The sequence below is a fragment of the Allobosea vaviloviae genome (assembly GCF_001298265.1).
GTDB classification, from domain to species: domain Bacteria; phylum Pseudomonadota; class Alphaproteobacteria; order Rhizobiales; family Beijerinckiaceae; genus Allobosea; species Allobosea vaviloviae_B.
The window spans coordinates 24,189-45,643 of sequence record NZ_LGSZ01000020.1 but is presented as its reverse complement, the minus strand read 5'-3'; the positions used below and the strand labels follow the sequence as shown (position 1 = coordinate 45,643).

The following is a 21,455-nucleotide window of genomic DNA, read 5'->3' as shown; positions in this document are numbered from 1 at the left end:
CTCGAAACAAGGCTGTCGGACGTCACGCGGTTAACGGTCCGTAAATTTCGGCGGTCAAAGCGTGACTTGCCTGCAACACCAGGGTCCAAAGCACCCCCCAGGGGCCGTTCGCAGCGTGATGAAGGTTGATCGGCACCCCGGCATTCGTAATGGTTGTCCTGCGTCGGGACGTTCCCGGTCGCTGTTTTTCGTCTTCGCCTCTGAATGGTCAGGGACGCGGGCGAAAGGCCGGGAATAGGCAGGTTCGGTGGTTGGGTCTCCTGGGGCCAATCACCAGCAGAACAGGCCGAAACCCGAGGGTCTCGAAACTCATTTGGAGGTTACCAATGAAGCTCGTTAAGAGCCTCCTCCTCGGTTCCGCCGCCGGCATCGCCGCGGTCGCCGGGGCTCACGCTGCCGATCTTCCCTCGCGGAAGGCAGCCCCCGTTGAATACGTCCGCGTCTGCTCTGCTTACGGCGCTGGCTTCTTCTACATCCCCGGCACCGACACCTGCCTCCGCGTTGGTGGCCGTGTTCGCGCCGAGTACACTGTCGGCACCCGTTACGGCGAAGGCCAGGACGCTTACGGCACCCGCTCGCGTGGTCGCTTGAACGTCGACGCCCGCACCGCGACCGCCTACGGCACGCTGCGTACCTTCTTCCGCTACGAGCTGACCGTTTCGTCGGGCTTCTACTCCGGCACGACCAACGGCAACCAGGGCATCATCGCTCCGGGCACCGGTCGTAATCTGGCTTCCGGCACCGCCTCGAACCTCGACCTGGCCTTTATCCAGTTCGGCCCGATCACCGCTGGTCGCGCGCAGTCGTTCTTCGACTTCTACGCCAACGACTTCGGCTACTCGACCGTGCGTACGGCTGACGCCCGTCTGAACCTGCTGGCCTATACCGCCACCTTCGGTTCGGGCTTCTCGGCCACGGTCTCGCTCGAAGATCGCAACACCGGCACCGGCACCCGTGAAAACGGCGTTGTCAGCCCGGCTGCGGTTTCCACGACCCTCGGTCAGGACTTCCCGGATGTCGTCGCTTCGCTCCGCGTCGATCAGGGTTGGGGTTCGGCCCAGCTGTCGGGTGCTCTCACCCAGCGCAACATCTCCAACACCGGCCCGCTCTTCAATCGTTCGAAGGATGAGACCGGTTTCGCGATCCAGGGTGGCGTGAAGATCAACCTGCCGATGCTTGCGGCTGGCGATCAGCTGTTCCTGCAGGCTGCCTATGCTGACGGCGCTCTCGGCTATCTCGGCTGGGGTGGTCAGTTCGGCGCCGGTCGTCAGACGACCTCGGTTGCTGGCAGCCAGCTCGCCGTTGCCGACTACGGCGTGAACGCGCTCGGCAACACCAAGTCGGCGACCGGCTGGTCGATCGTTGCGGCCCTGAAGCACTTCTGGACCCCGCAGCTGCGCACCGAGATCTACGGTTCGTACTCTGAGCTGAGCCTCGGCTACACGCTGGCTGCTCAGGCTGTTCCCGGTGTGGTTGCGCGTCCGCTCGATCCCAAGGAGCTGATCGTTGCTGGTAACCTGATCTGGTCGCCGGTTTCGGGTCTCGATATCGGTGTTGAGGTTGTCTACACCCGCACCGAGCTGAAGCAGGCCGTTCTGCAGGCCAACAACGCTGGCGCTCGCCTGGGTCTGGCCGCCGGTGGCCGCCTGGTCAAGTCGGACGACGCCATTGCTGGCCGTCTGCGCATCCAGCGCGACTTCTGATCGCCTTCAAGCGATTTGATCGGAAAGCCCCGGGGAAACCCGGGGCTTTTTGCTTGTGTGGACTGCCTCTGCGTGCAGGTGACAACGTCGGCGCGGATCGAATGGGCGGCGGGCGGACGTTGCGTGGTGAAAGGCCCGTGATCTGCGCGGCGGGGAAGGCCGTGCCAGTTGACAGCCGGCCTGCGAAGCGCCTTTTAGATGGCGCCGTCTTGTTTCCGACACATATCGCAATGGTGCGCCTCGCCTTGGGGAGCCGCTGGCAGCGAATTGTGCGCATTCATGAACGGCAGCGTTGAAGGGCCTGAAACCGCATTACTTTTTGGTTTCGGGCGAAGCTGTAACGGCGCCCGCGAGGGACGAGCCGGTCGGGCCTTGGAAGGGAGTCGGCATGTCGCAGCCGGGACGTTGGCTTTGGGGGCTGGTGCCGCTGGCGCTGCTCTGGGGCGCCGGTAACCTGTTCCTGGGCGAGGCGATCGAGCGAGATGTCGGGCGCCGTGCCGTCGCAGCCGCGGCCTCAGTGGCCGGCGAGGCCCCTGGCGCGCGTCCGATCGCAGCTCGGGTCGATGGGCGCGACGTCACGATATCAGGCGAGTCACTCTCGGCCGACGGCGCGGCGCGGGCCATTGCGCGGCTGCGCTCCGAGTTCGGCATCCGCCGGGCGCTCGGCGGTCTGTCGCAGGTGGTCGCCCAGCGCCCCTATAGCTGGCAGGCGAGCCGCGAGGACAATCTCGTCGCCCTGAGCGGTTTCGTGCCGGACGAAGCCAGTGCCATCGCCAATGTCGCGGCGGCCGGCAAAGCCCTTCCGGGCGTTCGCGTCGATGATCGCCAGCGCCTGGCCTTTGGCGCGCCTTCGGGTTTCCAGGCGATGACGCAGGAGGCTCTCGCACTGCTGCCCAGACTGTCCAGCGGCAAGATTGCCGTCGATGACGCACGCTTCTGTATCGAAGGCACGGCCTCCACGCCCGATGATTTCGTCGCCTTGCGGGCCGCCATGACAGCGCTCGCGCGCGACGGCTTCCAGGCTGTGCCTTGCGCCCTCGAGCCCCCGGTGGTGACGCCCTATCGCCTGAGCATCGATCATCCGACGGCGGACCTGCTCCGCTTGAATGGATTCTATCCGTCCGAGGCCGCACGCCAGCAGGTCCTCGCTTTGCTCCGGCGCGCCTTTCCCGGTCCGATCAGCATCGAGGACGCTCTGAAACCGGCCGCGGGTGCGCCGGCGGCTTTTCTTGAGAAGGTCACGCGCGCCATCGCCGATCTCGCCCGTCTGCGGCAGGGCCGTGCGGATCTGACGGGTGACGCCTATGCGCTCACGGGCGAGGGCCCAGCCACTTTCCAGGCCTGTCAGGCTCTGCGGCTGCAGATCGCGCAGGGAGATGGTCCTGACTCGGTTGCCCAGGCGTCGATAGCCTGCCCGCCGGAGCCTCCGCCGCCTCCGCCGCCGGTCGAAAGCCTGATGCCGCCGCTGCCGGACGTCCCCGAGCCGCGCTTCCTGCCGTCCGAACTTCCCGTGGTCGCCCCGCCGCCCGCACCGCCTGTCGACGCAAGCGTGCCGCAGCCTCCCGCGCCACCACCACCACCACCGCCGCCACCGCCCGCCGCGTCCCTGGCCTGGAGTGCGGCGATCGGGGAGGACGGACTGACGCTCAAGGGGATGGTTCGCGACGAGCCCGCCCGCGCAGCGCTCCTGGAGCAGGCGCGTCGTCTCGTCCCATCAGGCGCCGTGACCGACGAAATGAACCTGAAGTCTGATCTGCGCGCCGAGCCGGACTACGGCGAGGCGACAGGCTTTGCGCTCGAACTGCTCGGCAAGCTGAAGCGGGGCTCGGTCACGCTTATGGGGACCGAACTCGCGCTGTCCGGCGAGGTCGGCGACGGCCAGGCCTGGCGCGATCTCGATGCCGCCCTGCGCCGCCAGCCGCTGCCGGCCGGACTGACCTTCCGTGGCGACGGGGCGGCCGTGGTCGCACTTCGGCCCTATGTCCTGTCTCTCGCCGCCGACCGGACCGGCATCACCTTGACCGGCTCCATCCCCGACGCGCAAATCCGCGAGGCGCTGCTCGCGCTCGTGGAAGCCTCCCCCCTCAAAGGCAAGGTCGCCGACGAGACGCAGATGGTTCCCGGCGCTCCCGCAGGCTTTGCTGCAGCCGCACGGATGGCGGCGACCAATCTGCTGCGCCTCGATTTCGGCACCGCCTCGGTTGCGGAAGGCCTCGTCACCCTCCGGGGCCTGACCTGCCGCGAACTGATCCGCAGCGAGGTCGAGACCAGCGCGTCGTCGGGCCTGCCGTCGGGCTATCGCGCCGATGCGGCGATTGGGCTGCGCCAGACCGGCTGCGTCGTCGATCCGCCGGCAACCTGCCAGAACGATCTCGACGCGCTGACCAAGCGCAACACCGTGCTGTTCGCGCAGGGGACGACCGTCGTCACGCTCGACCCGGCGACGGAGCGGGTGATCGGCGAGGCGTCGGCCATTCTCAAGCAATGTCCCGACGCGCGCATCACGATCGAGGGCCATGCCAACAGCGACGGCGAACGCGGTGGCTTCAACAATCTCGACCTCTCCGCCCGCCGCGCCTTGCGCGTGCGCGACGAACTGGTCCGGCGCGGCATCGATCCGGCCCGGCTCGAGACGCGCGGCTTCGGCGTCGAACGGCCGCTGGTGCCACATGGCTCCCCGGAGGCGAAGCCAATGAACCGGCGCGTCCAGTTCACCGTGGCAAGGTAGGGGAGACGGACATGCTGTATCTCGCAAGCCAGTTCGCCTGGTTCCTCGCTGCGGCTTTCGTGCTCGGCCTCGTCATGGGTTGGATTGGCCGTGACGGCGGCAATCTCAGGCTCGCGGGCGGCACCGCGGGCTGGTTTGCAGCCATCTGGGGCCTGGGCGCCGCGCTGACATGGCTCCAGCTGCTCAATGGCGAGCTCGCGGCCTGGGTCGAATCGGCGCTGTTGTTCACAGGCGTCTATGTCGCGGGCTGTATTCTGGGCAGCCTTCTGCGCGGCATGCGCGCCTCGGCTGCGATCGACTCCGAGGCTGCGGCAGCGCCCATCGCGGCGATGCCGCCGGTGGAGGGCGAAGCCGATATCCCCGGCCAGCGTCCCGCCGGTCTGGTTTCTGCCCGGCAGGACAAGCCCGACGACCTCAAGCTGATCAAGGGCGTCGGTCGCCAGAACGAGGCCCGGTTGCACGGGCTGGGCATCTGGCATTTCGAGCAGATGGCGGGATGGACGCCCGGCAACATCGAATGGGTCGGGAGCTATCTCGCCTTTCCCGGTCGTATCGAGCGGGAGGACTGGGTCGGGCAGGCCAGGACGCTTGCCGCAGGTGGCCAGACCGAATTCGCGATGCGGGCAAAGGCCGGACTCGTCGAGACCTCGCGCGATGACGGCTTAGCCGGTCAGGACAATGTGGTCGCGCTCGACACGGCCGATGGCACGCCTGAGACCAAGCCGGCGGGCTGAGACTACTCAGGCGGCGATGACTCAGAAGGCTTTGCGCTCGGCACGGGCGATCAGCTTTCCGATCCGCCGCACCATGTCCTTCGTTCCCAGCATCGGCGCATGGCCCTGTCCCGGGGCGACGAAGGTTTCGCAATCGGGGTGCCGCTCGGCCATCTCGGCGAGTGTCTTGTCGGCCAACATGTCGGAATTCGCGCCGCGGATCGCCAGTATAGGCACCGCCCTCAGCCCGTCGAAATAGCTCCACAGCACCGGCAGCGGCGCCTCCAAATCGAGTTCTTCCAGCACCTTCATCAGGTTGGTGTCGTAGTCCGGCTTCAACGCGCCGTCGCGGTCCGTCCAGGTGCGGCGCGCCATGATCTCCCATTCCGCGTCGCCGAGGATGGGGAACTGCTGGTCGGACAGCCGTTTCAGGATCTCTGCCCCTTCCGCGAAGCTGCGCGGCAGCGGCAGCTTGCCGACATAGCCCCGCACCCGCAGCAGGCCGCGCGCGTCGATGATCGGCCCGATATCGTTCAGCACGACGCCCGCGATCGTGCCCGGCCGGGCAGCGCCCAGCGCCATGGTCAGCAAGCCGCCGCGCGAGGTGCCCACGAACACTGCCGCCTCGATGCCGGCCGCGACCAGCACCTGCATCAGATCGTCGAGCTCGATGCGGATGTCGTAGTTCTTCCAGTCCTTGTCGAAGCCCGACAGGCCGCGGCCGCGATAGTCCAGCGCCAGTACGCGTCTCGGCTTGGCCTCGTCCTGCGAGAGTGCCAGCGCCAGCTCGTGGAAATCGGCGGAGGTCCGGGCAAAACCGGGCAGGCAGACCACCGGCAGCGCGGGAGCGGCCAGCGGACCGTAGTCGCGCGCATGCAGCCGCAGCCCGTCGCGGGCGCTGATGCAGAGGGAGGTGAAGCCGGCGTCGGACGTCACGAATGCAGCCTTCCGTCCTCCCGCGCCGTCATCCCGGGCGGAGCGCAGCGCAGACCCGGGATCCATTCCGGAACGCTGTTTTCGAGAGGTTCAGGCATGGATCCCGGGTCTCCCTGCGGTCGCCCGGGATGACCGGCGCTGAGGTTGGTAACGAAAGCAGAGCCCGACCCTAATCCCGCCGGCCGCCGCGCTTCAAGTCGTGGTCGATCAGATAGGCGGTGCGCTGGTTCAGGCGCTGGCGGTAGACCTGCAGGTTCTCCATCACCCGCTGCACATAGTTGCGCGTCTCGTAGAACGGGATGCGCTCGACCCAGTCCACGGCGTCGACCTCGGGCTTGCGCGGGTCGCCATAGGCCTCGATCCACTTCTTCACATTGCCGGAGCCGGCGTTGTAGGCGGCGAAGGTCAGGATGTAGGAGCCGCGCCACTCCTTCAGCAGGTCGTTGAGATGGGCCGCGCCCATCTGTGCCGAATAGAGCGCGTCGCGCCCGAGCCTCGGCCAGTCGAAGGGCAGGTTCGCACGCCGCGCCGTCTCGCGGGCGGTCGCCGGCATCATCTGCATCAGCCCGCGTGCGCCGGCATGCGAGATCGCAGTCGGATCGAAGGCGCTTTCCTGGCGGGCGATCGCATGGACGATGGCCCGCTCCATCGGGTCGCCCAGCACGGAGAACTCCGGCACGCCCGAGATCGGGAAAGCGGCCGTGTCGAGCGGGAAGCCGCGCTGCAGCGCCGTTTTCCCTAAAGCCAGCAAGGCGCGCGTGTCGCCTTCGCGCTGGGCGATGGCGGCGAGCGCTTCCAGCGCCGGCGTCGTGTGGAGCCGCTGGGCAAGGTCGATCAGCAGCTGCACGGCGAGATCGCGCTCGCCGATGCGGTAGAGCAGGCGCACGCCCTGATGGCCGGGCAGATGCATCAGCGAGGCGGATGCCGAACGCCGCAACGGCAGATCCGGCAGGCCGAGCCGCGCGCGGGCGAGTTGGCCGTAATAGGCGATCGGATGCTCGGCCGCGCGCTCATAGGCCGCCCTGGCATCCTCCGCCTTGCCCATCGCCTCGCTGGCACGGCCCTGCCAATAGGCCGCGCGTGCGACCGAGATCGGCGTCTCGGCATGCCCGCCGGCCTCGCGGAAATGCTCCAGCGCGATGCCGGGCTGGTCGCGGAAGCGCAACGCGATGAAGCCGGCATGCCATTCTGCGTCGATGCGCTCGGCGGCATCCTCGGCGCCATGGCCGGCCGCGACCTCATAGGCCCGGGCGGCATCGCCGGTGTCGAGCAGCTTGCGGGCGATCAGCCGTCGCTCGGTCCACCACTCGTCGCCGTCGCCGAGCAGGGTGGAATCGCGCGGAACGCTCGCCAGCGCCTGGGCGGCCTCGAGCAGTTTGTCGGAGCGTCTGGCCTGCTGGGCCAACAGGAAGGCAAAGGAAAGGTCGCTCTTGAGTGACGCCGGCACCGCCGCAATCAGCGCGGGGGCGATGGGCCGCTTGGCCTGGCCGCTCGCCAGCCTTGCCCGGGCCAGCACGACGTAATCGGCCGAGACGCGCGCAGCATTGCGCAGCGCCGCCGTGTCGTTCCCCCGGAAGATGTAGCGCTCTGCGCGCAGGCGATGGTCCGCCGTGGTCAGCCTGTCGCCGAAAGCGTCGAGAGCGACCTTTTCCAGGGTTGAGCCGAGATGGTCCTGGAGCCAGCTCTGCCGGGCCAGCGCCGCAGCCTCCTCGGATTTGCCCTCGGCCTTCAAGGCGAGCGCGAGCGCGATCCGCCCGGCCGGGCTCGCCGGCCGTTGGCCATGGAAGAAGGCTCGGATCGCCGTCGGGCTCTTCTTCTCTGCGATCAGCATCTCCTCGGCGCGGCGCCTGAACAGCGTCGTCGCGGGATAGTTCGGATAGGCCTTGAGGAAGGCGTCGATCCGCGTGAACGGGATCAGATTGGCACCTGAGCGGATCGCGACCCATTCCAGCAAGGCGCGCACGACGCGGTCGTCGATCGTCGCTGCGATCGCGTCGCCTTCACTGAGCGCGCCGCGGCGATAGGCCAAAACCGCGCTCTTGACGCTGTCCGGATTGGCCGCGCCGGCCGTCAACGCCTCGCCGGGATAGGGCGGCAGCGACGCCGTGGTCTCGACATCGACGATATCGGCGCGGGCTTGCTGTGCGCGATGGGCGCCGTCATCGGCGGCGTCCGCAGGCATGGCCGCGAGCAGAGCCACAGCGGTGAGGCAGATCAGCCCCGTGCGGGCGGTGGCTAAGGCCATGGCAGGCTCCACGGTCGGGTGCGTCAGCCTGTGATGGTCGCGGAACGGCGTTTATGAAGGCTTAACCATGAGGCCGCGGATTTTAATGGGTTGCCGGCTTTGCCTGCGGCGGGGGAGGGTTTATGTGTGACGCCCTCCAAATGGCCGTTTCGTGTCAGGATGCCGCTCTCATGACCAAGCACCCCGCTTTCACCGGTTCGCTTCCCGCACTGGTGACACCCTTCAAGGGCGGCAAGATCGACGAGGCGGCTCTGCGTGGCTTGGTGGCCTGGCAGATCGAGAGCGGCTCGTCGGGGCTCGTTCCGGTCGGTACCACGGGCGAGAGCCCCACCGTCTCCCATGACGAGCACAAGCGCGTCGTCGAGATCGTCATCGATGAGGCGAAGGGCAGGGTGCCGGTCATCGCCGGTGCCGGCTCGAACAACACGACCGAGGCGATCGAACTCGCGGTTCATGCCGAGAAGGCCGGCGCCGATGCGGTCCTCGTCGTCACGCCCTATTACAACAAGCCGACCCAGGAGGGCATGTATCAGCACTTCAAGGCGGTGAACGACGCGATTGGCATCCCCATCATCATCTACAACATCCCGCCGCGCTCGGTCGTGGATATGTCGGTCGAGACGATGGCGCGGCTCTACGAGCTGAAGAACATCGTAGGCGTCAAGGACGCCACGGCCAATCTCGCCCGCGTCTCGCAGCAACGCCACGCCATGGGGGCGGACTTCATCCAGCTCTCGGGCGAGGACATGACGGCGCTGGCCTATATGGCGGCGGGCGGCCATGGCTGCATCTCGGTGGTCGCCAATGTCGCGCCGCAGCTCTGCGCGGAGCTGATGGCGGCTGTGATGAAGGGCGACTATGCGGGCGCCCTCAAGATCCAGGACCGGCTCGTGCCTCTGCATGACGCGATCTTCAAGGAGCCCGGCCTCGCCGGTGCCAAGCATGGCCTCAGCCTGCTCGGCCGCATCGAGGAGGAGGTCCGTCTGCCGCTGCTGCCGGTGACGGCATCGACAGGCAAGGTCATTCGCGAGGCGATGGTGTTCGCCGGCCTGCTGAATGCCTAGATAAGGATGCTGCGTTCGTTCGGGCCTCCCGGTCGACGCCAGGGAGCCCGGACCGCGGGCAGGATGTGATGAGCAAGCTCGACCCCGAACGCTTCAGGCTCGCCGCGGACAACCGCAAGGCGCGCTACAACTACGAGATCATGGAGACGCTGGAGGCCGGCATCGCCTTGCAGGGCACCGAGATCAAGTCGCTGCGCGGCGGCCGCGCCACGATCGGCGAGAGCTATGCCGGGCCGATGGGCACCGAACTCTTCCTCTTCAACGCCCATATCCCGGAATATCTCGAGGCCAACCGCTTCAACCATGACGTCAAGCGGCCCCGCAAGCTGCTGCTGCATCGCCGCCAGATCAACAAGCTGATGGGCGCCATCCAGCGCGACGGCTACACGGTGATCCCGCTCAAGGTCTATTTCAACGACAAGGGCAGGGCCAAGGTCGAGCTCGGCCTCGGCCGCGGCAAGAAGCTCCACGACAAGCGCGAAACCGAAAAGAACCGCGACTGGAACCGCGACAAGGCCAGGATCTTGAAGGGCGGTGCGTGAGTAACGTTCCCTTCTCCCGCGAGGGGAGAAGGGAAGAGGGGAAGAGCCCGTCATTCTCGGGCGGAGCGCAGCGCAGACCCGAGAATCTCCGGCCGGGTGAGGCGCCGGAGGCTTCTCGTCCTGAGATGCTCGGGTCAAGCCCGAGCATGACGGCGCGGACAATCTTATCCCCGCGCCCCGAACCCGCCCCTATCCTGCGCTCGCTCCGCCCGACCAAGGGGGCTGTCGCGAGGCATCGTGCGGCCGGGCGGGGTTGCGGTGTTCATGGCGTCCGGCCGTTGCGGGCCGGCGTCATGGAGGCGCCGTTCGTCATCCGGGCTGAAACAGGCAGGCCCGGGTCCTCGCCGGACTCCCAATGACGACGGGCCCCAGAGAATCGCGCGCGGGGCGAGGCGGCGGCTGACGGCGCTGCTTCGACATCTCGACTTCGACATCGACATCGGCACGCAGCCGTCGACTGCGACGCCACTTCGTCCCGCGCATCCCCTCGGATTCGCCTCGTAGAGCCCGAAAACCCGCGGCGTCCAGCCGGCCGGGGCTTTCGGTGCGCCTTACCCCTCGACCGTCTCGTCGCCCTGGCGGATGCCGTAGCGCCGCTCCAGCCCGGGATTGCCCGGCGTCCCCGGAGCGCCCGGCGCGCCGACGCTGCGGGCATTGCGCTCGGAGGGGTCGCGGCCGATCTTTTGCATCAGTTGCGCCAGATCGATGAACTCGTCGCATTGCCGGCGCAGATCGTCGGCGACCATCGGCGGGCTGGTCGAGACGGTGGAGACGACCGAGACCTTGACGCCCTTGCGCTGCACGGCCTCGACCAGTGGCCGGAAATCGCCATCGCCTGAGAACAGATAGATCTGGTCGAGGTGCGGCGCGAGTTCGAGCATCTCGATGGCGAGCTCGATGTCCATGTTGCCCTTGATCCGCCGACGGCCCGTGGCGTCGGTGAACTCCTTGGCGGCCTTCGTGATGACGCGGTAGCCGTTGTAGTCGAGCCAATCGACCAGCGGCCGGATCGAGGAATACTCCTCGCTCTCGACCAGCGTGGTGAAATAGAAGGCCCGGATCAGGTTGCCGCGACCCTGGAATTCGCGCAGCAGCCGACGATAATCCATGTCGAAGCCGAGCTGCTTCGCGGTTGCATAGAGATTGGCGCCATCGATGAAAAGCGCGATGCGCGGGTCGGCCGCCATGGAAATCACTCCGGATGAATCAATTCGAATAGGTGCGATGCAATCGAAACGCGGTCTAACGGTGTTGGTTCGCAATCAAATGTCAGAGAGGGGCGGCCTCCGGCAGTGACCTCTCGCCCCGGTCGGCAAATCATCCGGTTTCAGGCGCTCAGGCCCCGGCTGCCCGGCTTGATCGCCGGGATCGCGGCGAGTTCCGGCGGCAATGCATCGGGCGCATAATCGGGGACATCATAATCCATCAGGCTGACCAGATCCATGCCGAGCTCGGCGCGCCCGGCCGAGCGGTCGATCAGGCAGGCGGCTCCGACGATGGTTCCAGGCTCATCCATCACCGAATCCCGGCATTCGCGCAGCGACAGGCCCGTCGTGATGATGTCCTCGATGATGACGCAGCGCGCCCCCGCCGGCAGTACGAAACCGCGGCGTAGCTTGAACGTCCCGCCCTCGCGCTCGACGAAAACGGCCTTGGCCTTGAGATGGCGGGCGGTCTCGTAGCCCGGCACGATGCCGCCGATGGCCGGCGACACGACATAGTCGATCTTGCCGAACCGGGCCTCGATCTTGGCTGCGAGCGCCTTGCACAGCCGCTCGGTCCGCACCGGGTCCTGGAAGACGAACATCTTCTGCAGGAAGACGGCGCTGCGACGCCCCGAGGACAGGATGAAATGGCCCTCGAGCAGCGCGCCGGCCTCGCGGAATTCGGAAAGAACCTCGTCGTCGGTCATGGTTGGCTCCTGCGCGCAAATCGGTCGGCGGCGTCTTTGCGTTGGATCGCGGCCAGGTGCAAGAGATGACAAGCGCCCGGCGTCATTCTCGGGCGCAGCGAAGCGCAGACCCGAGAATCTCCTGGAAGGTTCGCATCGGCCGGAGATGCTCGGGTCAAGCCCGAGCATGACGAAGTGGCCGCGCTCACCCCTTCGGGAACTCCAGCCCCATCTCGCGATAGCGTGCTGGGTCATCGCTCCAGTTCTCGCGCACCTTCACGAACAGGAAGAGATGGACCTTGGCCTCGGCCGCCTCCGCGATCTCGATGCGGGCCTTCTGGCCGATCGCCTTGATCGTCTGGCCGCCTTCGCCGAGCACGATCTTGCGCTGGCCCTCACGCTCCACATAGATCGTCTGCTCGATCCGGACCGAGCCGTCGGGCCGCTCCTGCCACTGCTCGGTCTCGACGGTCGAGCGATAGGGCAGTTCGTCATGCAGCCGCTCGAAGATCTTCTCGCGGGTGATCTCGGCGGCGAGGAAACGCAGCGGCGCATCCGAGATCTGGTCCTCCGGATAGAGCCAGGGCCCGTAGGGCAGGCGGGTTTCCAGCCATGTCATGATGTCCTTGACCCCGTAGCCGGTCAAAGCCGCGATCATGAAGGTCGCCTCGAACGTGCCCTGCTGGTTCACCTTGGTGGTGATCTCGAGCAGCTTCTCCTTCGCGACGATGTCGATCTTGTTGAGGATCAGGAACTTCGGCTGTTTCAGCTCGGCGAGCTTCTCCAGCAGGCGGGTGTTCTCCTCGTTGTCGAAGCGCTCGACATCGATCAGCACGCCGATCAGGTCGGCATCGGTGGCGCCGCCCCAGGCGCTCGTCACCATGGCGCGGTCGAGCCGGCGCTTGGGCGCGAAGATGCCGGGCGTATCGACGAAGATCACCTGCGCCGGCCCCGACAGCGCGATGCCGCGCACCTGCGTCCGCGTCGTCTGCACCTTGCGCGAGACGATCGAGACCTTGGCGCCGACGAGCTGGTTGAGCAGCGTCGACTTGCCGGCGTTGGGTGCGCCGATCAGCGCGACGAAGCCGCAACGGCTCGGCCGCTTGGGTTCGCCGCCTGTCTCTGCATCAGCCATGGTCGCTCTCCATCGTTTCGCTCCACAGGCCTTCGCGCCGCAGAAAGGCTTCCGCGGCGGCCTGTTCGGCCAGCCGCTTCGAGGTGCCCTGCGCCTCGGCATCAGTCAGCCCATTGATGCGGGCCGCGACGCGGAACACCGGAGCATGATCGGGGCCCGAGCGGCCACGCTCGGTATAGGTCGGTGTCTGGTAGCCCTGGCCCTGCGCCCATTCCTGCAGCGCCGTCTTGGCGTCGCGCAACGGGCGCACGGGCTTCAGCAGCCGCTCGCCGAAGGCACGCTCGACCAGCCCGCGGGCCGCCTCGTAGCCGCCGTCGATGAAGACCGCGCCGATGATCGCCTCGCAGGCATCGGCCAGGATCGCCTTGTTCTTGCGCGCGCCGGCGAGGATTTCGCCGTCGCCCAGCCGCATGAACGCGCCCAGATTCCAGGCGAGCGCGACGTCGGCACAGGTCTCCTTGCGGACGAGGTCGGCCAGGCGTCGCGACATGTCGCCTTCCTCCGCCTGAGGGTAGCGCGCAAACAGCATGTCGGCGACGCTCAGGCCGAGCACGCGGTCGCCGAGGAACTCCAGCCGCTGATAGCTCTCCAGCCGCGGACCCTCCGCGCTCATATGGGTCAGGGCGGTGGTCAGCAGCCGCTGATCGGCGAAGACATGCCCGAGCGTCTCTTGCAGGCGGACGGTGTCCGGGGCCTTGCGCCCGGTGTCGCCTGCCTTGCTCACTTGATGCCGCTGAACAGGCGGTCCCAGCGAACCGTCCAGGGCCATTCCCAGATCTTCCAGGCCGAGGCGCCGTCCTCGATCGAGAAGAAGATGATCTCGGCGCGGCCGACGAAATTCTCGAACGGCACGAAGCCGACGCTGCGGTCGCGCGAATCGAGCGAATTGTCGCGGTTGTCGCCCATCATGAAGAAATGACCGGGCGGCACGACGTAGACCGGCGTGTTGTCGAAGCTGCCGGTGTCACCCTCGCGCTCGATGATCTGGTGGGACACGCCGTTGGGCAGGGTCTCGCGATACTGGATCGCGGGCGTGCTGCGGCCCCAGTTGTCGGTGGTGACGAAGTCGGCGATGCGCTCGCGCTTCACCGGGACGTTGTTGATGTGCAGGATGCCGTCGATCATCTGGATGCGCTCGCCCGGCAGGCCGATGACGCGCTTGATGTAATCGGTCGAGTTGTCGGTCGGAAGCTTGAACACGGCGATGTCGCCGCGCTTTGGCTCGGCGGCCCAGACTCTTCCTGAGAACAGCGGCGGGCTCAGCGGTATCGAGTGCTTGGAATAGCCATAGGTGTATTTCGAGACGAACAGATAGTCGCCGATCAGCAGCGTCGGGATCAGCGATCCCGAGGGGATGTTGAAGGGCTGGAACAGCAAGGTCCGGATCACCAGCGCGATCAGCAGCGCCTGGACGACCACCTTGATCGTCTCGAGGACGCCGCCTTCGTCTTTGGCCGCTTTGCTCTTGGTCTTGGCTTCGACGTCGTTGGCCACGCGGGCGCTCCTGGGACGATGGTCCAGCGCGCGGTCTAGCGGAATGTCGCTTCACAGACAACGGCGCGCGTCCGATACGGCGTTGCGCGTTTGCAGGCGCCTTTTCGCCCGCATGCATGATTTCACATAGACCTGGCGCAAAAGCGCATTAGGACAGCGTATCGTCGCCCTGCCCCCCGGCAACGCACGCCGACATCCACCGATCGTCCCAATAGGTCACTGTGAAGTCCTTCGACCGCTTGATCCCATTCCTGTCGCAAGCACGTTCGGCTCTGGGGCCGGTCTCGTCGCTGGCCCTTGGCTGCGCCATCTTCGTTGGTGCGTTGGCGGCCCGCTTCGCGCTCGAAGGTACGCTGCCGCCCGGCTACCCGTTTCTGACCTTTTTCCCGGCGGTGATCCTGACCACCTTCGTCTGCGGGACGCGCGCCGGATCGCTGTGCGCCGTGCTCTGCGGTCTCGCCGCTTGGTACTGGTTCATCCCGCCTGACGGCTTTGGCCTGGATTTCCAGAGCGGATTCGCACTGCTGTTTTACGTCTTCATCGTGACCGTCGACATCGCCCTGATCCATGCCATGACCCAGGCGCTGCATCGGCTCGAGGTCGAGAAGGGTGTCTCCACCGCGTTGGCCGAACAGCAGCGCACCATGTTCGAGGAACTGCAGCATCGCGTCGCCAACAACATGGCCTTTGTCGCGAGCCTGCTGGGCATGTCGAGGCGGCGTGTCCTGTCCGATCCAGCGGCCGCCCCGGCGATCATCGACGAGGCCAGGGGTCGCATCGAAACGATGGCCCGGATCCACCGGCGCCTGCACGATCCCAATCAGGTCGAGCTGCCGATCGGGACCTATCTCGAGGAGCTGTGTTCCGACGTCATCGAAGCCAGCGGCGTTTCCGGCGTCGCCTGCGACGTCAGCGTTCTGCCGATCAGCCTCGATATCCGCAAGCTCACGACGCTCTCCATGCTCGTATCGGAGGTCGTGACCAACTCACTGAAGCATGCGTTTCCGGAGGGGCGCACCGGCCGCATCTCGGTGACGCTGGAGCGTCGTGATGGCATGACGGCGATCCTCACCATTGCCGACGACGGCATCGGCCTCGACGCCATGCCCGAGGGCACTGCCGCCGGGCACGGTCTCGGCAACCGCATCATCGAGGCGTTGGCCAGGCAGCTGCTCGGCACCATCTCGCGGACGTCGCATCTCGGCGTGTCGACGAGAGTCGAATTCCCCGTCTGACCGCCGTTTTGTCCTGCCTTACTGCCTGGTCGCGACCTCTGCTGCGGCGAGTGCCGGAGGCCGCGCGCCGTTGTTTTCGGATAGCGCTTCTGCACGCAACCGCGGGAGGGCACGCGGATGCTTCTTCTGCAGGAAGGCCATCAGCTTCTCGCGAACCTCGCAGCGCAGGTCGAAGGCGCGCGGCGCTGTCCCGGCACTGACGAGGATGCGGACTTCCATGGTCGACTGCCGGAAATCCGTGACCTGGACGCTGACGACGCGCCGGTCCCACAGCGGCGAGGCGGAAGCGATGTCCTCGACCTTGGCCCGCACCGCATCGATCGGCGCCTCATAGTCGAGATACAGCATCACCGTGCCAATCAGCGCGGCGTTGTCGCGCGTCCAGTTCTGGAACGGCTTCTCGATGAAATAGGACAGCGGCAGGATCATCCGGCGCCAGTCCCACAGTCGCATGACGACATAGGTCGAGGTGATCTCCTCGACATTGCCCCACTCGCCCTCGACCAGCAGCGCGTCGTCGATGCGGATCGGCTGTGTCACCGCAAGCTGGATGCCGGCGAAGATGTTCTTCAGCACCGGCTGCAGCGCCAGGCCGATGACCAGGCCGGCCGCTCCCGCCGAGGCGAGAAGACTGACCCCGTATTGCCGGACGCCGTCGAAGCTCATCAGCATTGTCGAGACGCCGACGACGACGATCATGATGTCGCCGACGCGGCGCAGGATGCGCGTCTGGGTGACGTGCTTGCGCGCCAGCAGGTTGTCGTCTGCGTCGAGCTTGAAGCGACGCAGATACACGGTCGTCCAGATATGCAGCGCCGTCTTGGCGATCCAGCCGACGAGCGCGATGAAGCAGAGCAGCAGCAACTGCCGGATCAGCGTCGCCTGCTCGACCGTCAGGGGAGAGACGCTGGCCGCGAAGCCCAAAGCGACCGTGATGACCGCAAAACGCGTCGGCCCACGGGTGCGCGACACCAGCGAGCGCCAGAACAGGTCCATTCGTGCCACCAGCCGGGTCACGATCGCAAAGACCGTCCGGTGGGCGATGAGGGCGAGCGCGATGGCGCAGGCGAAGATGACGAGGCTGGCCAGCCAGGACGGCACGAGCAGCAGCGTGCTGCCGATCCAGATTGCAGTCTGGTTCATGCGTCTCGTGGGCGAGTTGACGGTAGCATCATATTGCAACGCAACGGACCGGCGAAGGTTCACCGGCGCCGCAGCAAACGAATCCGACGGTGCGGCAATTGACCGCGACCTCGACGGCGTGCACGATCCCGCCGATGACATCCGGGGGGATAAGCATGAACACCAAGAAATACGCTGCCGAGGCGATCGGAACCTTCTGGCTGACATTCGCCGGCTGCGGTAGCGCGGTCATCGCGGCTGGGTTCCCCCAGGTCGGTATCGGTCTGCTCGGCGTCTCCCTCGCCTTCGGCCTGACCGTCGTCACCATGGCCTACGCCATCGGCCACATCTCGGGCTGCCATCTCAACCCGGCCGTCACGGTCGGTCTCGCGGCTGGCGGGCGCTTCCCGACGAACCAGATCCTGCCCTATATCATTGCGCAGGTGGTCGGCGGCATCGTTGCTGCCGGCGTGCTCTACCTGATCGCCAGCGGCGCGCCGGGCTTCGATCTCGCCAAGGGCTTCGCCTCGAATGGCTATGGCGATCACTCGCCGGGCAAGTACAGTCTCTTTGCGGGCTTCCTGACCGAGATCGTCATGACGATGATGTTCCTTTTCATCATCATGGGGGCGACCCACGGCAAGGCGCCGGCAGGCTTCGCCCCGCTGGCGATCGGTCTCGGCCTCTGCCTGATCCACCTCGTCAGCATTCCCGTGACCAACACCTCGGTCAATCCGGCGCGCAGCACCGGCCCGGCGCTCTTCGTCGGCGGCTGGGCCTTGCAGCAGCTCTGGCTGTTCTGGCTGGCGCCGCTGATCGGCGGCGCGCTCGGCGGCATCGTCTATCGCTGGCTCAGCGAGGAGCCGCGCGGCGCGGTCGTCGGAACCGCGCCGGCCGAGTGAGGGCGGCTCCTACGCCATGATCCCGGGGCGGCGGAAGCGCGTCCCGGACGGGCTCATTGCGACGGTGGCGCCGGAATGAGCCGAGCCTCGATCACCACGAAGGCCTGGGCCATCGGCGGGTCGTCGGTCATCGAGACATGCACGATGGCCTCGTATCCGGCTGGCGTCATCGCCCTCAGCCGTTCGGCCGCTCCGCCGGCGAGCCGCATGGTCGGCGCGCCGCTGGGAAGATTGACCACCTCCATGTCGCGCCAGAACACGCCGGCGCGGAGGCCAGTGCCGAGCGCCTTCGAGCAGGCCTCCTTGGCCGCGAAACGCCGCGCATAGGAGGCTGCCCGGGTCGCGCGCCGGTCGGATTTGCTGCGCTCGCCCTCCGAGAAGACGCGATGCGTGAAGCGCTCGCCGAAGCGAGCCAGCGATTTCTCGATGCGGTCGATATCGCAGAGGTCGGAGCCGATGCCGAGGATCATGGCCAGGGTCTACTTGGCCGCGCGACCTTCGTCCATCGCCTGGCGCATTCGGCCGATGGCGGCCTCGAGTCCGATGAAGATCGCCTCGCCGATCAGGAAATGCCCGATGTTGAACTCGACGAAACCGGGCACGGCAGCCAGACGCCTGGCCGTGTCGTAGTCGAGACCGTGGCCGGCATGAACTTCGAGCCCGAGCGAGGAAGCCAGCGCGGCGCCCTCTGCCAGACGGTGGAATTCGCTGTCTGCCCTGTCGCGTTCGCCAGCCGCCACCGCCTCGCACCAGCTTCCGGTATGCAGCTCGACCACGGGCGCGCGCAGCTTGGCCGCCATTTGGATCGGCGCCGCATCGGCCTCGATGAACAGCGAGACGCGGCAGCCGGCGGCGCGCAGACGCGCGATGGCCGGCGCGAGCGCGGCTTCCTGGCCGACCACGTCGAGCCCGCCTTCGGTGGTGCGCTCCTCGCGCTTTTCCGGAACGAGACAGGCCGCATGCGGCTTGAGCCGCTCCGCCAGCGCGATCATCTCGTCGGTCGCCGCCATCTCGAAATTGAGCGGCCTGGTCAGTTCGGCCGCCAGCCGTTCCATGTCGGCGTCGCGGATGTGGCGGCGGTCTTCGCGCAGATGCGCGGTGATGCCGTCGGCTCCGGCTGCGACGGCGAGATGCGCGGCGCGGACGGGGTCGGGCAGGGCGCCGCCGCGGGCGTTCCGCACCGTCGCGACATGATCGATGTTGACGCCCAGTCGCAGCCGGCTCGCCATGGTTTGCTCCCTCGAAATCGCTGTCATGAATGCCCGTCAACGGGGGCATAGACGATGACGTGGCCTTGGCTCAAGGCAGTGATCGTCATGGGTGACGCCACGTTTCGTGATCGGTTGGTGACGGGCGGGCTCGCCGTCTTCGCAATTTGGTAACCGCGTCGCCACCCCCCGGCGCATGATTGCCGGCACATAAGGCAATCATAAAGAGCTTGGCGGTAACCTTGGCGATCGGGGGACAGGCCGGAAGGCGGGGCGCGGAACGTGCAGCTTGCTGTGAAGACAGGGCTCTTCGAGAGCGATATCGCGCCGGACCGGCGTGATCGGAGCCAGGATCCGGAACGTGCCCTCGGGCGCGTGGTCTCCTGCGACGGCTCGCGCGCGACGATCGCCAGCACCGTTGCCGGCATGGGCCGGCTCGGCCCCGAATCCTGGACGGTCGGCCGGATGATCTCGATCAATCTCGGCACGACCCGCATCGTCGGCCTGGTCTACGAGATGCATGCCGTCAATCCGGTCTGGGACGAGGCGACGGACAACGTCATCCATATCCAGGTCGAATTGCTGGGCGAGGTCAGCGAGAGCCAGGACGGGCGCGCACGCTTCCAGAACGGAATCTCGACCTATCCGCCGATCGGCGCCATCGCGCACCGCATCCGGACCGGCGATCTCGCAATGGTGCATGACCTCGGCGCCCGCAACGGTGTCGCTGTCGGGACCTTGACGCAGGACGCTTCGATTCCCGCCACCGTCTGCATCGACGACATGCTGTCGCGCCATTTCGCCCTGCTCGGCACCACTGGCGTTGGAAAGTCGAGCGCCGTGGCGCTGCTGCTGCGCCGGGCGATCGCCGCGAGGCCGCGCCTGCGCGTGCTGATCCTCGATCCGCACAACGAATACTCCGGCGCCTTCCCGGACCGCTCCCTGTCCATCGACGCCGATGGGCTCGATCTGCCGTTCTGGATGTTCAAGCTGGAGGAGTTCGCCGAGGTCGTCTTCCGCGGTCGTCCGGCCTTCGAGGAGGAGGCTGACATCCTGCGCGAGGTCGTGGGCCTGGCGCGCGAGCGCTACCGCGGCGGCAGCGAGCGCAACCCGATGCGCGACATCAACTCCAGCCTGCTGAAGCGGCCGCTCGACTCCGGGCTCGGGCGTCGCGACGACGCAATGGGCGGCGCTGGCGACATGCCGACGCCCTATCGCATCACCGACGCGCTGCGCATCGTCGACGAATTGATCGGCCTGCACGAGGTCCGCTGGCCGCGCGCCTCGCTGCGTTCGCTCAAGGTACGGCTCGAGACGCTGCATGCCGACCCGCGCTACCAGTTCATGTTCGCCCGCGCCAACATGATCGAGACGATGGCGCCGATCGTCGCCCAGATCTTCCGCGTCCCGCATCACGGCCGCCCGATCACGGTGTTCCAGCTCGGCGGACTGCCCTCGGAGGTGGTCGATGCGGTCGCCTCCGTGCTGGCGCGCCTGGCCTTCGACCTCGCCATGGCGAGCCAGGGCACCTATGAGATCCTCCTGCTCTGCGAGGAGGCGCATCGCTACGTCCCCGCCGACCAGTCGCTCGGCTTCCTGCCGACACGGCAGGCCATCGCACGCATCGCCAAGGAGGGCCGCAAATACGGCGCCTATCTCGGCGTGGTCACGCAACGCCCCGGCGAGCTCGATCCGACCATCCTGTCGCAGTGCTCGACGATCTTCGCGATGCGCCTCGCCAACGAGGTGGACCAGCAGATCATCCGGGCCGCCATCTCGGATGCCTCCGCCAGCACGCTGAAATTCCTGTCCTCGGTGGGCAACCGCGAGGCGATCGCCTTCGGAGAGGGCGTCGCGACGACGATGCGGATGCGCTTCGCCGAACTCGCGCCGAGCGAGCTGCCGGCGATGGACCGCGTCGTCGGCGTCGAGGGGCGCCGCGAACCGGGCCTCGACGAGATGGTCAGGCGGATGCGGAGCTGATCCGCGGGCGCCCGGAACGCCACGCTCAATCTTGCATCTCGCGCGCTTTGGCTGTAAGGCCGGCACACATCATCTTCCCTGCATCGCTAAAGATCAGAAGGAGCCGCGCCATGGCTCGCGTTACCGTTGAGGATTGCATCGACAAGGTCGACAACCGCTTCGAGCTGGTTCTCCTCGCCAGCCATCGCGCCCGGATGATCCAGTCGGGCTCGGCGATCCTGGTCTCCCGCGACAACGACAAGAACCCCGTCGTCGCCCTGCGCGAGATCGCCGACGAGAAGCTGAAGCCCGAGGATCTGAAGGAAGACCTGATCCACTCGCTGCAGAAGCATGTCGAGGTCGACGAGCCGGAGGCCGAGACCGTGCCGCTGCTCACCCATTCCGTGCCCGGGGCCTCGATCCCCGATTCGGAGGTCCAGTTCGATCGCATGAGCGAAGACGACCTGCTGCGTGGCCTCGACGGCCTCGTGCCTCCCACCGAGAGCGCCGACGACGAGGATTGATCCTCCGGACGGCGAGTGGCCCGCAGGGCCATCTGGCACGATCTCTTCACC

Annotated in this window: 19 protein-coding genes; 9 read left to right on the top strand and 10 right to left on the bottom strand. The window is 66.9% G+C overall.

The features are described 5' to 3' along the window. Positions 1 to 326 precede the first annotated feature (326 nt). From AE618_RS03710 to AE618_RS28390, 3 genes are all read left to right on the top strand, one after another. A complete protein-coding gene (locus AE618_RS03710) occupies positions 327 to 1,703 on the top strand; it encodes a porin (RefSeq protein WP_054207711.1) in 1,377 nt (458 codons plus the stop codon). 388 nt (positions 1,704 to 2,091) lie between these two features. Continuing rightward, entirely contained in the window at positions 2,092 to 4,431 is a 2,340-nt protein-coding gene (locus AE618_RS29020; protein WP_054207710.1) for an OmpA family protein, read from the top strand. An 11-nt stretch (positions 4,432 to 4,442) separates the two neighbouring features. Beyond that, entirely contained in the window at positions 4,443 to 5,165 is a 723-nt protein-coding gene (locus tag AE618_RS28390) for a hypothetical protein (protein WP_054207709.1), read from the top strand. Positions 5,166 to 5,186: 21 nt separating this feature from the next. On the opposite strand, the gene AE618_RS03695 is transcribed toward AE618_RS28390, so the two are convergent. Then, on the bottom strand, positions 5,187 to 6,080 hold the full coding sequence (locus AE618_RS03695) for an alpha/beta fold hydrolase (protein WP_054207727.1): 894 nt from the start codon (positions 6,078 to 6,080) through the stop codon (positions 5,187 to 5,189). A gap of 169 nt (positions 6,081 to 6,249) precedes the next feature. Continuing rightward, positions 6,250 to 8,325 carry a lytic transglycosylase domain-containing protein gene (locus AE618_RS03690; RefSeq protein ID WP_054207708.1) on the bottom strand — a complete coding sequence of 692 codons (2,076 nt, stop codon included), beginning with the start codon at positions 8,323 to 8,325 and terminating at the stop codon, positions 6,250 to 6,252. 170 nt (positions 8,326 to 8,495) lie between these two features. Here AE618_RS03690 and dapA point away from each other — a divergent pair, with 170 nt between their 5' ends. Beyond that, a complete protein-coding gene (gene dapA, locus AE618_RS03685) occupies positions 8,496 to 9,389 on the top strand; it encodes a 4-hydroxy-tetrahydrodipicolinate synthase (RefSeq protein WP_054207707.1) in 894 nt (297 codons plus the stop codon). A gap of 68 nt (positions 9,390 to 9,457) precedes the next feature. Next, the gene (gene smpB / locus AE618_RS03680; protein WP_054207706.1) at positions 9,458 to 9,931 is read left to right on the top strand and encodes an SsrA-binding protein SmpB; all 474 of its coding nucleotides are present in this window, start codon (positions 9,458 to 9,460) and stop codon (positions 9,929 to 9,931) included. Between the two features lie 551 nt (positions 9,932 to 10,482). Here the strand turns inward: smpB and AE618_RS03675 are convergent. From AE618_RS03675 to lepB, 5 genes are all read right to left on the bottom strand, one after another. Continuing rightward, positions 10,483 to 11,118, bottom strand: a complete 636-nt coding sequence (locus AE618_RS03675) for an NYN domain-containing protein (RefSeq protein ID WP_054207705.1) — start codon at positions 11,116 to 11,118, stop codon at positions 10,483 to 10,485. 140 nt (positions 11,119 to 11,258) lie between these two features. Next, entirely contained in the window at positions 11,259 to 11,843 is a 585-nt protein-coding gene (gene pyrE, locus AE618_RS03670) for an orotate phosphoribosyltransferase (protein WP_054207704.1), read from the bottom strand. 184 nt (positions 11,844 to 12,027) lie between these two features. After that, a complete protein-coding gene (era, locus tag AE618_RS03665) occupies positions 12,028 to 12,957 on the bottom strand; it encodes a GTPase Era (RefSeq protein ID WP_054207703.1) in 930 nt (309 codons plus the stop codon). Then, on the bottom strand, positions 12,950 to 13,681 hold the full coding sequence (gene rnc / locus AE618_RS03660; RefSeq protein WP_248310733.1) for a ribonuclease III: 732 nt from the start codon (positions 13,679 to 13,681) through the stop codon (positions 12,950 to 12,952). Before rnc ends, era begins: the two co-directional genes overlap by 8 nt. Next, positions 13,678 to 14,451, bottom strand: a complete 774-nt coding sequence (lepB, locus tag AE618_RS03655; RefSeq protein ID WP_054207702.1) for a signal peptidase I — start codon at positions 14,449 to 14,451, stop codon at positions 13,678 to 13,680. The genes rnc and lepB overlap by 4 nt, the downstream gene beginning before the upstream one ends. A gap of 239 nt (positions 14,452 to 14,690) precedes the next feature. On the opposite strand from lepB, the gene AE618_RS03650 reads away from it, so the two are divergent. Continuing rightward, positions 14,691 to 15,686, top strand: coding sequence for a histidine kinase dimerization/phosphoacceptor domain -containing protein (locus AE618_RS03650; protein WP_197280668.1), 996 nt, complete (start codon positions 14,691 to 14,693; stop codon positions 15,684 to 15,686). An 18-nt stretch (positions 15,687 to 15,704) separates the two neighbouring features. On the opposite strand, the gene AE618_RS03645 is transcribed toward AE618_RS03650, so the two are convergent. Further along, positions 15,705 to 16,829 (bottom strand): mechanosensitive ion channel family protein, encoded by a 1,125-nt coding sequence (locus tag AE618_RS03645; protein WP_054207701.1) that lies wholly within the window; start codon positions 16,827 to 16,829, stop codon positions 15,705 to 15,707. A gap of 155 nt (positions 16,830 to 16,984) precedes the next feature. Here AE618_RS03645 and aqpZ point away from each other — a divergent pair, with 155 nt between their 5' ends. Beyond that, positions 16,985 to 17,710, top strand: a complete 726-nt coding sequence (gene aqpZ / locus AE618_RS03640) for an aquaporin Z (RefSeq protein ID WP_054207700.1) — start codon at positions 16,985 to 16,987, stop codon at positions 17,708 to 17,710. Positions 17,711 to 17,763: 53 nt separating this feature from the next. On the opposite strand, the gene acpS is transcribed toward aqpZ, so the two are convergent. Together acpS and AE618_RS03630 are read right to left on the bottom strand one after the other, a co-directional pair. After that, complete coding sequence (gene acpS / locus AE618_RS03635) at positions 17,764 to 18,180, bottom strand: holo-ACP synthase (protein ID WP_054207699.1); 417 nt, start codon at positions 18,178 to 18,180, stop codon at positions 17,764 to 17,766. Between the two features lie 9 nt (positions 18,181 to 18,189). Beyond that, complete coding sequence (locus AE618_RS03630) at positions 18,190 to 18,939, bottom strand: pyridoxine 5'-phosphate synthase (RefSeq protein WP_054207698.1); 750 nt, start codon at positions 18,937 to 18,939, stop codon at positions 18,190 to 18,192. 261 nt (positions 18,940 to 19,200) lie between these two features. On the opposite strand from AE618_RS03630, the gene AE618_RS03625 reads away from it, so the two are divergent. Together AE618_RS03625 and rpoZ are read left to right on the top strand one after the other, a co-directional pair. Next, entirely contained in the window at positions 19,201 to 20,901 is a 1,701-nt protein-coding gene (locus AE618_RS03625) for an ATP-binding protein (protein WP_248310732.1), read from the top strand. 110 nt (positions 20,902 to 21,011) lie between these two features. Then, positions 21,012 to 21,404, top strand: a complete 393-nt coding sequence (gene rpoZ, locus AE618_RS03620; protein WP_054207696.1) for a DNA-directed RNA polymerase subunit omega — start codon at positions 21,012 to 21,014, stop codon at positions 21,402 to 21,404. Positions 21,405 to 21,455: the final 51 nt, after the last annotated feature.

Coding starts and splice junctions, on each gene's coding strand:
- AE618_RS03710 (WP_054207711.1), top strand. CDS start 327: ATGAAGCTCGTTAAGAGCCTCCTCCTCGGTTCCGCCGCCGGCATCGCC.
- AE618_RS29020 (WP_054207710.1), top strand. CDS start 2,092: ATGTCGCAGCCGGGACGTTGGCTTTGGGGGCTGGTGCCGCTGGCGCTG.
- AE618_RS28390 (WP_054207709.1), top strand. CDS start 4,443: ATGCTGTATCTCGCAAGCCAGTTCGCCTGGTTCCTCGCTGCGGCTTTC.
- AE618_RS03690 (WP_054207708.1), bottom strand. CDS start 8,325: ATGGCCTTAGCCACCGCCCGCACGGGGCTGATCTGCCTCACCGCTGTG.
- dapA (WP_054207707.1), top strand. CDS start 8,496: ATGACCAAGCACCCCGCTTTCACCGGTTCGCTTCCCGCACTGGTGACA.
- smpB (WP_054207706.1), top strand. CDS start 9,458: ATGAGCAAGCTCGACCCCGAACGCTTCAGGCTCGCCGCGGACAACCGC.
- AE618_RS03675 (WP_054207705.1), bottom strand. CDS start 11,118: ATGGCGGCCGACCCGCGCATCGCGCTTTTCATCGATGGCGCCAATCTC.
- pyrE (WP_054207704.1), bottom strand. CDS start 11,843: ATGACCGACGACGAGGTTCTTTCCGAATTCCGCGAGGCCGGCGCGCTG.
- era (WP_054207703.1), bottom strand. CDS start 12,957: ATGGCTGATGCAGAGACAGGCGGCGAACCCAAGCGGCCGAGCCGTTGC.
- AE618_RS03645 (WP_054207701.1), bottom strand. CDS start 16,829: ATGAACCAGACTGCAATCTGGATCGGCAGCACGCTGCTGCTCGTGCCG.
- aqpZ (WP_054207700.1), top strand. CDS start 16,985: ATGAACACCAAGAAATACGCTGCCGAGGCGATCGGAACCTTCTGGCTG.
- acpS (WP_054207699.1), bottom strand. CDS start 18,180: ATGATCCTCGGCATCGGCTCCGACCTCTGCGATATCGACCGCATCGAG.
- AE618_RS03630 (WP_054207698.1), bottom strand. CDS start 18,939: ATGGCGAGCCGGCTGCGACTGGGCGTCAACATCGATCATGTCGCGACG.
- rpoZ (WP_054207696.1), top strand. CDS start 21,012: ATGGCTCGCGTTACCGTTGAGGATTGCATCGACAAGGTCGACAACCGC.